Annotated in this window: 14 protein-coding genes; 12 read left to right on the forward strand and 2 right to left on the reverse strand. The window is 59.6% G+C overall.

What is annotated here, in order from left to right; genetic code table 11:
• Nucleotides 1-36: 36 nt before the first annotated feature.
• From RBB75_RS05265 to RBB75_RS05295, 7 genes are all read left to right on the forward strand, one after another.
• Nucleotides 37-1,902, forward strand: a complete 1,866-nt coding sequence (locus tag RBB75_RS05265; RefSeq protein WP_353069783.1) for an LssY C-terminal domain-containing protein — start codon at nt 37-39, stop codon at nt 1,900-1,902.
• A gap of 37 nt (nt 1,903-1,939) precedes the next feature.
• A complete protein-coding gene (locus RBB75_RS05270) occupies nt 1,940-2,599 on the forward strand; it encodes an epimerase (RefSeq protein WP_353069784.1) in 660 nt (219 codons plus the stop codon).
• Between the two features lie 276 nt (nt 2,600-2,875).
• Nucleotides 2,876-4,018 carry a carboxypeptidase-like regulatory domain-containing protein gene (locus RBB75_RS05275; RefSeq protein ID WP_179639646.1) on the forward strand — a complete coding sequence of 381 codons (1,143 nt, stop codon included), beginning with the start codon at nt 2,876-2,878 and terminating at the stop codon, nt 4,016-4,018.
• 155 nt (nt 4,019-4,173) lie between these two features.
• On the forward strand, nt 4,174-5,817 hold the full coding sequence (locus RBB75_RS05280) for a CTP synthase (RefSeq protein WP_179639647.1): 1,644 nt from the start codon (nt 4,174-4,176) through the stop codon (nt 5,815-5,817).
• A 130-nt stretch (nt 5,818-5,947) separates the two neighbouring features.
• Nucleotides 5,948-8,206, forward strand: coding sequence for a S9 family peptidase (locus RBB75_RS05285; RefSeq protein ID WP_353069785.1), 2,259 nt, complete (start codon nt 5,948-5,950; stop codon nt 8,204-8,206).
• 230 nt (nt 8,207-8,436) lie between these two features.
• Nucleotides 8,437-9,096 carry a DUF4230 domain-containing protein gene (locus RBB75_RS05290; protein ID WP_179639649.1) on the forward strand — a complete coding sequence of 220 codons (660 nt, stop codon included), beginning with the start codon at nt 8,437-8,439 and terminating at the stop codon, nt 9,094-9,096.
• 129 nt (nt 9,097-9,225) lie between these two features.
• On the forward strand, nt 9,226-9,510 hold the full coding sequence (locus RBB75_RS05295) for a hypothetical protein (RefSeq protein WP_179639650.1): 285 nt from the start codon (nt 9,226-9,228) through the stop codon (nt 9,508-9,510).
• Between the two features lie 33 nt (nt 9,511-9,543).
• On the opposite strand, the gene RBB75_RS05300 is transcribed toward RBB75_RS05295, so the two are convergent.
• A complete protein-coding gene (locus tag RBB75_RS05300; RefSeq protein WP_179639651.1) occupies nt 9,544-9,981 on the reverse strand; it encodes a universal stress protein in 438 nt (145 codons plus the stop codon).
• Nucleotides 9,982-10,100: 119 nt separating this feature from the next.
• Here RBB75_RS05300 and fabD point away from each other — a divergent pair, with 119 nt between their 5' ends.
• From fabD to RBB75_RS05325, 5 genes are all read left to right on the forward strand, one after another.
• Nucleotides 10,101-11,105, forward strand: a complete 1,005-nt coding sequence (gene fabD / locus RBB75_RS05305; RefSeq protein WP_353069786.1) for an ACP S-malonyltransferase — start codon at nt 10,101-10,103, stop codon at nt 11,103-11,105.
• A gap of 42 nt (nt 11,106-11,147) precedes the next feature.
• Nucleotides 11,148-11,603 (forward strand): hypothetical protein, encoded by a 456-nt coding sequence (locus RBB75_RS05310; RefSeq protein WP_353069787.1) that lies wholly within the window; start codon nt 11,148-11,150, stop codon nt 11,601-11,603.
• Between the two features lie 188 nt (nt 11,604-11,791).
• Nucleotides 11,792-12,259 carry a nuclear transport factor 2 family protein gene (locus tag RBB75_RS05315; protein WP_353069788.1) on the forward strand — a complete coding sequence of 156 codons (468 nt, stop codon included), beginning with the start codon at nt 11,792-11,794 and terminating at the stop codon, nt 12,257-12,259.
• 66 nt (nt 12,260-12,325) lie between these two features.
• The gene (locus tag RBB75_RS05320) at nt 12,326-12,805 is read left to right on the forward strand and encodes a peroxiredoxin (protein WP_179639655.1); all 480 of its coding nucleotides are present in this window, start codon (nt 12,326-12,328) and stop codon (nt 12,803-12,805) included.
• A gap of 60 nt (nt 12,806-12,865) precedes the next feature.
• Nucleotides 12,866-13,153, forward strand: coding sequence for a hypothetical protein (locus tag RBB75_RS05325; protein ID WP_179639656.1), 288 nt, complete (start codon nt 12,866-12,868; stop codon nt 13,151-13,153).
• Nucleotides 13,154-13,265: 112 nt separating this feature from the next.
• Here RBB75_RS05325 and RBB75_RS05330 read toward each other — a convergent pair whose 3' ends face one another.
• Nucleotides 13,266-14,102, reverse strand: coding sequence for a hypothetical protein (locus tag RBB75_RS05330; RefSeq protein WP_179639657.1), 837 nt, complete (start codon nt 14,100-14,102; stop codon nt 13,266-13,268).
• Nucleotides 14,103-14,255 lie beyond the last annotated feature (153 nt).

Genomic DNA, 14,255 nt, shown 5'->3' on the forward strand with positions numbered 1-14,255 from the left:
TTCCATACTCGGGCCCCCTGAACTCAGAGGTCACATATGCCAAACGCATCGAGAGCGTCGCTCTTTCTCCTCGCCATCTCCTTGACTCTCGCCGGACCTGCGTCGGGAGATCAGGCGATCGCTCAAAGCCAGCCCGCACCGTCAGCTCAAGCCGATCAACAGACGCCCCCACCTGAAGCCGCCGACGCCACCGCATACACACAGGAGACGCCCGACGACGAGCTGGACACTGCCGCCGTAACCCTCGACCTCTCGCACACATCACCGCTCATTCAAAAGCTCTACCAGGCCACCCGCGAAACCAAGGAGCAGCCCATCCTCGACCGGCTCGCCGAAGCCAAAAAACTGATCGCCGACGGAGCCGACGTCAAGCCAACCGACCAGTACGGCCGCACCGCCCTTCACTGGACCATCTTCGGCTCCAGCTACAACACCAAGCCGAAGATCATCGTCGCCTACGAAGGCATCGCAGACCAGCTCATCCAGCACGGCGTAGAGATCAATCGCGAAGACATCTACAACGACACCGCGCTCGACTACCTGCTCTACTCTCCTAACTTCGAGATCCAGACCCTGCTAATAGAAAACGGAGCAACCAGCGGATTCCTTACCGCCTTCTTCCACTTCTTCAACCAGGAAAACGGTGATATGCCGCACACCATCGCCGCCAGCGTAGCGAAGTCAAGACAAGCCGATCTCGCACCCGGCCAAACCCTGAGCGTCCGCCTCAACGGCCCCGTCTACAGTGAACACTCCCGCACCGGCGATCCCGTCGAAGGGACCGTCACCTATCCCCTCTGCAAGAGCGGAGAAAATATTGCTTGCCCCAACGGAGAACTAGTCATGGCTCCCGGCACAAAGATTCAGGCGACTGTCCTCTTCGCGCAAAAAGCTCCCGACAAATACTCACGCCCCCGTCTCGTCCTCGACTTCTCCAACATCATTCACGCCGACGGCACCCGCTCGCCACTCTACGCCCGCGTCCTCGATGTCGATAACGCCCGTGAGACCGTCCGCAACAACGAGATCCTCGGCATCATCCAGCCTCACGCCTCCACCAAGGCATCCGTTGCTCTCGCCGGACTCGGCATGGTCAATCCAATCGCCGGATACACCATCAGAGGAGTTTCCGCGGTCTACGGCCTCTCCATTCGACGCGAGATCCTCTTCCCCGCAGGAACAGACCTCCAGATCCAGGTCGTACGGCCCTCCATGCTTAAAACCCGCGACACCTGGTCCGGCTGGCCCGTACTGCCGGTCGACACACAGCTGAAGGCACTCGTCACGGCGGCCCCGATACGCGTCTACACCAAAGACAACAAGCCCTCCGACGTCACCAATCTCATGTTCCTCGGCTCACAGCAACAACTCGAAGCAGCCTTTCGCGAGTCAGGTTGGTTCGAAGCCGACTCCCTCAGCATGGGCTCTGCCGCAAAGTCGGTTCAAGCAACCATTCGCGGTGCCGGCTACACCAACGCTCCAGTCTCTCTCCTGACCATCAACGGCAAACCACCCGATCTCGTCTTTCAAAAATCCCTCGACACCTTTGCCAAACGGCATCACATCCGTATCTGGAAGGAGCCTGGAACCTACCAGGGCCGCGACGTCTGGATCGGAGCCGCCACTCACGACATCGCCATCTCCACCGCAAAAGCGAAAACGAAGTGGTCCCACCGCATCGATCCCCATGTCGACCGCGAACGCGAATGGATTGAAACCGATCTCCTCTACTCCGGCACCGCAACCTCCTACGCTCTGGTCGATCGTCCGCACGCTCCGAAGAAGACCGCCAACGCAACCGGCGACGAGCTGCTCACCGACGGCCAGTTATCCATCGTAGAACTCGGCCCAACCAAACCGAACATCCTCAACCCACCCTCTCCAGTCCTGCAATCCCGTTAGCAGCGTTCCACCTCGAACCAACCTGTAGCATGAACCGATGAACGTAATCCTCTTCGGCGCAACCGGCATGGTGGGCCAGGGCGTACTGCGCGAGTGCCTGCTCGACCCCGACGTAACGCAGGTCCTCACCATCGGCCGCAATTCAACCGGCCAACATCACGCCAGGCTGCGCGAACTGGCCCACCCGGACCTCTTCGACTACTCCACCATCGAAGCCGACCTCACCGGCTACCACGCCTGCTTCTTCTGCCTCGGTGTCACCTCTGCCGGCATGTCCGAGGCGCAGTACACCCATGTCACCCACGACCTCGCCCTCGCGGCTGCAACAACCCTGGCAAAGCTCAACCCCTCCATGACCTTCATCTACGTCTCAGGATCCGGGACCGACAGCACCGAGCGCGGCCGCACCATGTGGGCTCGCGTCAAAGGCAAAACCGAAAACGACATCCTCAAACTCCCCTTCAAAGCTGCCTACATGTTCCGCATCGGATTCATCCAGCCGCTCCACGGCATCGTCTCCAAAACAAAGGTGTACCGCATCTTCTACTCCGTCCTGAATCCCATCCTCCCCCTGATGAGACGCGCCTTCCCCGCGCAGATCGGCACTACCGAACAGGTCGGCCGCGCCATGCTGCTGGTCGCCAAACACGGCTTCCCTCGACCCATCCTGGAGCCCAGAGACATTAACACCCTGTAAAAAAACCACTGAGCTATCCCCTGAAACAAGAATCAACCGCAGCATCCATCCCCAGTTGCAAACTCGTGCTTGCAAACTCTAAGAGCGATATTGAATCCAATCCAATAAGAGATCCCGTCCGGGACTATCCAAGGGATTGGACCGATGGGTGATTGCAGGATCGATCCTCGAAAAGCAAAGATTAAGAAGATCAATCACGTCAGCAAGATCGGCTCCACGCGCTTGCGTCCTATCAACCACGGTGCGTAGACATCTACAATTGGAAACATCGCTGATATGCATGATTTGCGTAATCCGGGCCCTCTTCTGCTGACCACTCTGCTGTTCACGATGCTCAGCGCGTATGCACACGCGCAGACACTCTCTCGCCCCTCGCCAATCCCATCAACGCCGACAGCCGCAGTCCGACAGATCGCCACACTCGATCCCCTCCACAACGAACTCCCAGAAGCGCCCGCACAGCAATCCGCCAACCTCCTCTCATCCGATCAGCAACCCCCTGGCAGCATCAGTGGCACCGTCTTAGATCCCAGCGGAGCCCAGGTCGAAGGCGCTCTCGTCTCAATTCAATTCCTCGACTCCAGACCCCAGCGCACCGTCGCCACAGACTCCACCGGCTCCTTCAGATTCACCGCAGTCAACCCCGGCACCTTCAAAATCACAGTCATCTCCTCCGGCTTTGCAAGCTGGGCGTCCTCCTCCCTCATCCTGCAAAGAGGCCAGCAATACGAGCTGCCAACCATCACCCTCCAACTCTCCTCCGCCACCACCAACGTCGACGTCAACTTCACGCGCCACGACATCGCCGAAGAGCAGGTCTCGCTCGAAGAAAAACAGCGCGTCCTCGGCGTCTTCCCAAACTTCTACGTCTCCTACAACTGGGACGCCGTTCCCCTCAGCACCGGGCAGAAGTTCCGCCTCTCCCTCAGAACCGCCTACGATCCCGTCTCCTTCGCAGTCCCCGCAATCATCGCAGGCACCGAGCAGTCTCAGGACATCTTCAGCGGCTACGGCCAGGGCACCGCAGGCTACTTCAAACGCTTCGGTGCCTCCTACGGCGACGGCTTCATCGGCAACCTCCTCGGCAACGCCATCCTCCCCTCCGTCTTCCACCAGGACCCGCGCTACTTCTACAAAGGCACCGGAACCATTCGCTCCCGCGCCCTCTATGCCATGTCCACCGCCTTCATCTGCAAAGGAGACAACGGCCACTGGCAACCCAACTACTCCTTCATCCTCGGTAACTTCGCCTCCGCCGGCATATCGAACCTCTATTATCCCGCCAGCGACCGCAACGGAGCAGGCCTCACCATCAGAAATGGACTCATCGACACCGCCTCAGGCGCAGCCTCCTCCCTCATTCAGGAGTTCCTCGTCAAGAAGATCTCACGCGGCGTCCCAAAGAATCCCCTCCCCTGAAAAATAGAGCCGATTCTGCCTGACTCGCCAAAATCTCACGACTCAAACTGGCTTCCCCTCAAAAAGTCAACCCATTGCTTCCAAGCGCGGACCCTGCGATACTTAACCGTGCCCATCCTGCACAAATTTCAAATACAAATAAAGAGGTCGCGGACATGTCTGCAAAGTACATCTTCGTAACTGGCGGAGTCGTGTCTTCGCTCGGCAAGGGTCTCGCCGCAGCCTCTATCGGCTGCCTCCTGGAAGCCCGCGGGATCAAGGTCAACCTCATGAAGTTTGACCCCTATCTCAACGTCGATCCCGGCACCATGTCGCCCTTCCAGCACGGCGAGGTCTTCGTCACCGACGACGGAGCCGAGACCGACCTCGACCTCGGCCACTACGAGCGCTTCACCCACGCCAAGCTCACCCGCGACAACAACCTCACCACCGGCCGCATCTACGAGCAGATCATCACCAAAGAGCGCCGCGGCGACTATCTCGGCAAGACCGTCCAGGTCATCCCGCACGTCACCAACGAGATCAAAAACGCCATGCGCAAGGTCGCGGCAGACTGCGAAGTAGCAATCGTCGAGATCGGCGGCACCGTAGGAGATATCGAATCCCTACCATTCCTCGAAGCGATTCGACAGATGAGGCAAGATTTGGGCCGGGAAAATACCTGCTTCGTCCACGTCACCCTCATCCCCTGGATCGCCGCCGCGCAGGAACTCAAAACCAAGCCCACCCAACACTCCGTCAAGGAGATGCTCTCCATCGGCATCCAGCCCGACATTTTGCTCTGCCGCTCCGACCGCGCCGTCCCCCGCGAGATGCGCAACAAGATCGCCCTCTTTTGCAACGTCGAAGAGGCCGCCGTCATCGCCGCACGCGACGTCCCCAGCATCTACGAAGTCCCCCTCACCTTCGCCGCCGAAGGCGTAGACACTCTAGCCCTCAAATACCTCCGCATCGAAACCAAAGCGCCCGACCTCTCCAAGTGGCAGGACATCGTCCGCCGCGCCTACAACCCCAAGGACGAGGTCTCCATCGCCATCGTCGGCAAGTACGTCGAGTACGAAGACTCCTACAAGTCCCTCAAGGAAGCCCTCGTCCACGGCGCCCTTGCCCACAACCTCAAGCTCCGCGTCACCTGGCTCGAAGCCGAGGGCCTCGAAACCCCCGACTACCCCGTGCAACTTCAAGGCTTCGACGGCATCCTCGTCCCCGGCGGCTTCGGCAAGCGCGGCATCGAAGGCATGCTCAACGCCATCCGCTACGCCCGCGAAGAGGCCGTCCCCTACTTCGGCATCTGCCTCGGCATGCAGACCGCCTGCATCGAGTACGCCCGCAACGTCTGCGGCCTCAAGGACGCCAACTCCGGCGAGTTCGACCCCGCCACCCCCTACCGCATCATCTACAAGCTCCGCGAACTCACCGGCGTCGAAGAGATGGGCGGCACCATGCGCCTCGGAGCCTGGGACTGCGTCATGGAGCCCGACTCCCTCGCCGCCCACGCCTACGGCAAGACCGAGATCAGCGAGCGCCACCGCCATCGCTACGAGTTCAACCGCGAGTACGAGGCCATCCTCACCGGCGCCGGCCTACGCCTCACCGGCACCACACCCGACTCCACCTACGTCGAGATCGTCGAGATTCCCACCCACCCCTTCTTCCTTGGCTGCCAGTTCCACCCCGAGTTCAAATCGAAGCCCCTCGAGCCCCACCCGCTCTTCCGCGACTTCATCGCCGCCAGCTATCAGAACCGCCTCGCCATCCGCCACGAGATCGCGACCTCCTCCAGCCTCGAAGCCCAGTAACGAAAGCTTTGCCCGGGAGCCATATCTCTAACCACTATGGCGATATGGCTCGATCCGACGCCAGGGACAATCTCTCGAACACGACTAAGGTTTGGACAGCGCCTGCCTTCTCTGTAGACTGGTCGCAATCATGCCTCTCTCTTTGCGCGTTGCTCTCCTCCTCAGCCTTTCGACTACCTGCGCCATCGCCCAGACCACCACGGCTATCGACCCCGGCCTCCGCACCATCGCCGACGCCAACAAAAACCTCACCGGCACCCCTCCCCACGGCATCGACTGGAGCCCCGACGGCAAGCTCCTCACCTACATCGCCTCCGACGACGACACCACCGGCAAGCCCGGCGACATCGTCCAGATCGAAGCCGCCACCGGCCACGCCAGCGTCCTCGCCACCGCCGAGCAGCTCAGCAAACTCACCGCCGCCGCCGTCAACGAGAAAGACGCCGATCATCGCGCCCGCTACGGCATGTCCGCCTACCTCTGGGCCGCCGACTCCAAACATCTACTGCTCGACAACGGCGGCCGCCTCTGGCTCTACGACATCGCCGCCGGCACCGGCTCCCTCATCGTCGACACCCACGAGGGTTCCGGCGACGACCCCAAGTTCTCCCCCGACGCTAGGTCCGTCTCCTACCTCCACAACCACAACCTCTACGTCCACCCCGTAGCCGCCCAAGGCAAGGAGACCGCCCTCACACGCGACACCACAGACACTCTCCTCAACGGCGAAGTCGACTGGGTCTACCTCGAAGAGCTAGACGTCCGCAGCAACTACTTCTGGTCGCCCGACTCCAAATCCATCGCCTACCTCCAGATGGACGAGGCCAAAGTCCCGCAGTACCCCATCACCGACTGGATCCCCACCCACGCCACCATCGACAGCCAGCGCTATCCCCAGCCCGGCGACCCCAACCCCGCCGTCCGCGTCGGCATCGTCGCCGCGAAAGGCGGCAAGACCAAGTTCCTCGAAGTCCCCTTCAGCCCCAACAACGACTACATCCCCCGCTTCGGCTGGGTCGACGCCAACACCATCTACCTCGAAGTCCTCACCCGCGACCAGCAGCACCTCAACCTCTACTTCGCCGACGCCCGCTCAGGCAAGACCCGCCTCGTCTACACCAACACCGACGCCAAATACCTCGACTTCAGCACCGACCTCAGCATCCTCCCCGGCGGCCGCTTCCTCATCGAAAGCTGGCGCGACGGCCACACCCACCTCTACCTCTACAGCTTCGACGAGCATCATCCCCTCGCCGCCGACGCCACCCTCACCCGCCAACTCACCCAGGGCGACTACGAAGTCGAGTACGTCAACAGCATCAAGTCAGGCACAGACGAAAAATCCAGCACAGTCTTCTTCACCTCCAACGAGGGCTCGCCCCTCGAAGACAATCTCTGGTCCATCAAACTCGACGGCTCCGCAAAAGATCAGCTCACCGCCGGCCGCGGCACCCACGGCACAAAAACCTCACCCGACGGCGCCCACTTCACCGACTACTACAGCGACGCCATCACCCCGCCCGTCATTAGCCTCTGCAACATCACCCGAAACTGCTCTCCCATCTGGAAGTCGAAGCCGCTTCCCCCCGCCACAACCGTCACCAGTGACATCGTCTCCGTCACCGCCGCCGACGGAAAGACCAAACTATACGGTCGCCTTACACTTCCTTCCCCAACAACAAGTCCTACATCCGTCTCCATTCCACTCATCCTCAACCCCTACAACGGACCAACTCCCGAAAGCAGCATCCGCAACTCCTGGAGCGCCGGCCAGATCTTCAACGAGCTCCTCGCCCAGCATGGCTTCGCAGTCCTCGACGTCGACACCCGCGGCAGCGGCGGACGCGGACGCGACTTCCAGCAGGCCGCCTACCGCAACTTCGGCCCCATCCAGTTATCCGACCAGATGGCCGCGCTCGACCAGATCCTCGCGCAATACCCGCAACTCGACCCCAAACGCATCGGCTGGTGGGGCTGGAGCTGGGGAGGAACCTTCACCCTCTACTCTATGACGCATACCGACCGCATCCGCGCAGGCGTCGCCGTAGCCCCCGTCACCGACTGGCGCAACTACGACTCCATCTACACCGAGCGCTACCTCGGCATCCCCGCATCGAAGCCCGATGTAGCAACCGACATCTATACCCTCGACTCCCCCACCACGAACGCCGCCAACCTCAAAGGCCGTCTCCTCATCGCCCAGGGCACCGGCGACGACAACGTCCACATGGCCAACACCATCCAGTTCCTTCAGCCCCTCATCGACGCCGGCATCCCCTACGACCTCCAGCTCTTCCCGCGCAAGACCCACTCCATCGCCGGCCCCACCGCCCGCGACGAACTCTTCAACCGCATCCTCTGGCACTTCGAAACCTACCTCAAGCCCTGACTCCCTTTACATGCGCCTCAAATTGTCGTCATCCTGAGCTTGTCGTCATCCTGAGCGCAGCGAAGGATCCCCGCATTTGTTTTGGCATTTGCTTTTGCTGTTGCACCTGTCTTTTTTTGTCATCCCCGAAGGGGATCTGCGTTCCGCCTTTACAGCCGTCATCCCGGGCACAGCGCAGTTGCCGCACCCATACCCCCCTCCGCCACGCGAAGTAGTAGCATCCAAACAACATGACTACCCAATACGGCTCATACGGTTCAGAACGCAGATCCTCCGGCACCTTCTTCGTCGTCCTGCTCTCGTTGATCCTCGGCGCCGCAGCCCTGGCCGTCTTCCTGCGACACGCCACCACCGGCATCTTCGCCCGCGTTGCCACCGCCATCACCGGCCGAACCACCACCTTCGACACCTCGGTCCCCGCCGTCGTCCAGCGCATTCAACGCCTCAACCGCCTCGAAACCGTCGTCTACTCCATCGACACTGTAGTGGAAGGCTCTAAGTCCAGCGCCGTCCTGCCCGACCTCCTCGCCGGAGACCGCCTCCTCCTCGTCGTCCACGGCCAGTCCATCGCCGGCATCGATCTCTCGCAACTGAAACCCGAAGACGTCCGCATCGACAACAACGGCCAGTCCATCCACGTCACCCTCCCCGCCTCGCAACTCTTCCTCACCACGCTTGACAACCAGCACACTCGCGTCTACGCCCGTTCAACCGGCATCCTCGTTCCCGCCGACCAGAACCTCGAGTCTGACACCCGCGTCAAAGCCGAGCAGCAGCTCCAGCAGTCCGCACTCGCCGACGGCATCCTCGACACCGCCCGCAAAAACGCCCGCGCCACCGTCACCACCCTGCTCTACAGCTTGGGCTTCCACCAGGTCGATGTCACCTAAACCAACCATCGACACTATCCGCGGCAACCTTATCTGACGCACGGCGTCCAACTGGTCAATGCCACCGAAGCAGCACCTCGCCACCGTCGCCTCTCCCAGCCACCCACGAACCTGCGCTATCATTCAACCATGATCTTCCGCTCCAAATCGAGGCCTGAAGACACCCAAAACGAGGACGTCCCGGTCACCGCCCAGCTCCCCTTCCCGCGCCTCGCGCAACTGGAAGAAGACGACGCAGAATCAACTCTCATCAAGACCGTAGGCTGGATCTCCGCCGGTCTCGGCGCCGTAGCCCTCGGCCTCTTCGTAGGCCGCGAACTCCGCCAGCGCTATAAATTCAACCGCCGCACCCCCTACGACTTCTACGCCCACTCCGGCGACGAAAAAGACGTAGACTTCGGCCTCGGCATCTAACCTATTCAAAGTTGTAATCAACTCAAAAACTCCTCAATGAACTCCCAGCAGATTGCACTTGGCATGGACCGCGATGTAGTGCGCCGTTCGACCCATCAATCGCCCCACAGGACCTTGGTGATGGCAAAGACCAACCACCAACAAATCCGGTCTGATCGCCTCAATCACTCGTAACAACTCCGCCGCCACATCTCCCTCAGCGATCTCCGGAACGACACGCACCCCAGCCCGGTCTGCCTCCGCCCTTGCCTTGCCCTGCAGATCCGTATAAAAATTCCGCTTTTCGTTCTTCAACAAAACCGGCACATCAGGAGCCACCGCCGCAACATAACTCATATAGGCCGGAAAGCCCTCAAGCACTGTGATCAGGTGAAGTTCGGCCGAAGAAAATTTGGCCAGATTCAGCGCAGAATGAAACGCTCGTCCCGCCTCAGGCGATTCATCGAAGGCCACAGCGATTTTTTTGAACATGATCTCTACCCTTCCAATATTCAGATACCCGCGAACGGCAGTTAGGACCGAAATAATTGTTCACAAGCCTGAATTCCTCGTTCAGCGAGCAGTCCGCACCCTGATTTACGATAATCACGATGACTAAACTAGCTCTTCTCTTCCCCGGCCAAGGCTCGCAATCCGTAGGCATGGGCCGCGATCTCTACGACAACTTCCCCACCGCCCGCGCCATCTTCGACGAGGCCGACCAGGCCCTCGGCTTCCCCCTCTCCCAACTCATCTTCGAAGGCCCCGAAGACCAGCTCAAGCTCACCGAGCACACCCAGCCCGCCATCCTCACCGTCTCCGTAGCAGCCGCCCGTGTCTTTACCGAAGCCCTCGCAGAAAAAGGCCTCCCCGGCCCCGCCTTAGCCGCCGGCCACTCCCTCGGCGAGTACTCCGCCCATGTCGCCGCCGGCACCCTCTCCTTCACCGAAGCCGTCCGCACCGTTCGCTCCCGTGGCCAGTTCATGCAACAAGCCGTCCCCCCCGGCGTCGGGGCCATGGCCGCCATCCTCGGCCTCTCCGCCGACCTCATCAACGACATCTGCGCCCAGGTCTCCGACGACCTCACACCCCTCCCCAACGACCCCGCCGCAAAAGACTTCTCCCCCAACGACGCCGTAGTCTCACCCGCCAACCTCAACTCCCCCGATCAGACCGTCATCTCCGGCGCCGCAGCAGCCGTCGAGCGCGCGGCCGATCTCTGCAAACAAGCTGGAGCCAAGCGCGCCATCATGCTTCAGGTCAGCGCCCCATTCCACTGCGCCCTCATGCAGCCCGCCCAACTGTCCCTCACCTCCACCCTCGAAGCCGTCACCTTTCATGACCCCGCCTTCCCCGTCGCCTCCAACGTAGACGCCCGTCTCGTCCACCGCCGCGCCGAAGTCCCCGACTGCCTCATCCGTCAGGTCACCGGCTCCGTCCGCTGGGTCGAGTGCATGCAGCTCCTCATCGCCGAGGGCGCCACCCATTTCATCGAAGTAGGCCCCGGCAAAGTCCTCTCCGGCCTCGTCCACAAGATCGACAAAAACCAGCACGCCTCCCACGTCTCCGACTCCGCCTCCCTCGAAAAGACTCTGGCTTCTATGGCCCCAGCCTGATACTCTGCGTTGCCTACAATCTCATTGCTTTGAAAAGAACCCATGATCAAGCCTGACAATCTTCCGCCAGAGATGACAATTGGCGCAGCGCAAAGCGGTAGCGAGTATGCGTGGCAACTTGATTGTTTCCCCAGTGCTCTCGCTAAAGCAGAGGCTCTTGGATACGCTTGCCTTGGAGGGCAGTTTCAACTTCGCCTCTCTACCGGCACTTGTGAAATGTACTGGCTCAGTGCTGATTCGAAAGAGCGCAAACTCAATGAACCATGGCCAGCCTTTTGTCGTCGCTCCTGCTCGGAGATTTTGAGCGCTTTTACTAAGCTCATTGCAGAGACAGACTTTCGGAAGATTGCATCCGAATGGCCCTCTGTCCAGGACGCAATGGCTCAGGGCCTCGATCCTCATCAAGTCCTTGTCTTCGCAGCATATTTTGTGAACGAAGTTGAATACGCGCAGCTCAATCAAAAAAATGAACCGCTTCGACAGGAGAAGATCTCATGAATTCAGGCGACAAAGGAGAGAACTTCATCCTCTAAAGTCAAGCCGGCATAAAGACCAAATACGAAAACGTCAGAAAGAAGTCTGAGCCTATCAAATACCGAGACACCAGCTTCACTTAACTGCTTGTAACGCCTTCAATTTTGAGATCTATCCAACTCCCTCTAACTCAAGGTTTAGAATCGGGAGCCATGAAGACACCTAAACTGTGTTTGGTTTTGTCTATCGCCGTAACAATCGCAACCGTGTTAGTGCCCGCTCTGTTACACGCCACCACAACAGAAGAGCAGGCAGTTCTTGCTCCCGTAACAGCTATGTTCGACGGCATGGCCAAGCGAGACGCAGCAGCCATTAAGGAGCCAACCCTCCCCGGCGGCACGATGGTTCTAATGCGAGACGGCAAGCCAACCCAGATGACATTCGAGGACTTTGCCACCCGAGTAGGAAAACCCGGCACCACAAAGATCGAAGAACGCATCCACGATCCGCTCATACGCATCGACAACGACCTCGCCGTCGTCTGGGCCCCGTTCGAGTTCTTAGTCGACGGTAAAGTGGATCATTGCGGAACCGATCTCTTCAACCTCGTCCGCAAGGATGGCAAATGGTTGATCGCCAGCGTAGCAGACACCGGACGCAAAGACTGTTCCGCGAAGTAACGAGCGCAACCATCCGGCGGAAACTGCGCAAGCGATAAACTTCATCTCAGACAACAAGAGGCCAGCATGCAAATCAACGACGTCGTAGAAAACTTCACCCTCCAAAACCAAGACGGCAAAGAAGTCTCCCTCACCGACTTCAAGGGCAAGCCTGTGGTCCTCTTCTTCTACCCCCGCGCCGACACCCCAGGCTGCACCATCGAGTCCTGTGGCTTCCGCGACGCCTTCGAGAAGTTCCAGAAGCAAGGCATCGTCGTCCTCGGCATCTCCCGCGACACCGTTAAAGACCAGAAGAAGTTCAAAGACAAGTACGACCTCCCCTACGATCTCCTCGCCGACCCCGACATGGAGCTCATCAATCGTTACAACCTCGTCAAGCCCAAGAACATGTACGGCAAGCTCGTCAAAGGTGTCAAACGCACTACCTACCTCATCGGTCCAGACATAGGAAAAGGCCAGCGCCTCCTCCACATCTTCGAAGAGGTCAAACCCGAAGGCCACGCCGAAGAGGTCCTCGCGCTCCTCAAAGCTCACGCAAAGAAATAACCTCCAAAACACTGGGCCTGCCGACTCCGATCCGGCATCGAAGGAGAAGGTACTCTACAGATGATGAACACCTACCCAGTCAGATTCAAGCTTCATCCAGACCCAGAACACGCCGGCGGATACATCCTTCAATACCAGCCTGTGATCGACATCACACAGGAAGAAAATCTCTTGAAAGTTGCCTTTCCAGACGCAGTAAAACTTCGTGGAGCCTTCCTCAAAGCCGGCCTCTACCTCCACTCCTTCGGCCACGAGGACTCAGGCAGAGACGTCATGCCGGACGCTGAGCAGAACTACGAAGTCACCGATCAAATGATGCGGGACATAGGCTTCGACATACCCGCCTGATCCCGCGCAGCCGCTCCAGCGCAAGCCGCCGTAAGACGAAAAGCGAAAAAAAAAGAGCCCCACGCCAGCCAGCGCAGGGCTCTTCCTTTAGCAACCGTGACTCTCCCGGCACCTACGGCTTCGGCGTCCAGAAATCCGGCTCAGCCTGCACCAACTGCTCTGGCGGGTAGCTCATCGTCGGTGCGATCCGAAACAGATTCGACTGTCTCGACTCGACGCACGAAGCCTCCAACGCCTCCAGCCTCTTCAATCCCTCTGGCCCCAGCGCCTCGATGAACTTAGGATCCTTCGCGAAGTTCGAGTCGATCTCCTCCCCGGACCTCAGCGTCGTAATCACCAGGAACGTGCTCCCCCCGCCATAAACCATCTCGTAGGTTCCCCAGTGAGCATCCGGAACGCCCTTTTTGTACGCGCCGATCACCAGCTTCACCAACTCTGTCCACTCGCCCATGTGGCCCGGCCGAACCACAAACTGCGTCAACTCCTCATAGCGAGCTCCCACCCGATATCCCTGGTTCAGACTCATATCGTCCCTTCGTATCCACATGCTGGAGTTCGTCTCCGCAAGCAGATCCCCATCCGCCTCATTCGCCCGATCAAGCTCCGCAGAAAGAGACGCGTTGCCATTCACCTTCTTGCGCTCAGCTTCAATCTCCGCAAAGCTCGGATAGGTACTGAGAAACAGAACTCTCGGCCGGCCTGAAAGAGACGTAAGGGCGTAATAGTGGTCCGTCACCTTCGCATCCGCCATCGCCTTGGAAAACGCAGCCTCGCTCTTCTCATGGGCTGCACCCTCCTTGCCCGGCTTGGTGTACTCCCGCTGAATCGTTAATATCTTCTGACTCGCAATCGTCTTTTCCTGCGCAGAGGCCGTAACAGCAACGCTGCCTGCGAGACCAAAAAACAACAGGGGCAGCACGGTGCATCGAAAACTCATTGGCAGCTTCATACAGTCTTTCTCCTTGATTTCAAACGTGAGAGAAGCTAAGGCGGAGCGCAGACGACGAACTCCTCTGGTGTCTTCGCGAGAGGTATATCGGCTGCAATGCGGACAGGCACGCCGCGAATAAAAATCCTCAGCCTGACTGCCCGGGAACGAGTC

This window comes from Tunturibacter empetritectus, assembly GCF_040358985.1.
GTDB lineage: Bacteria > Acidobacteriota > Terriglobia > Terriglobales > Acidobacteriaceae > Edaphobacter > Edaphobacter empetritectus.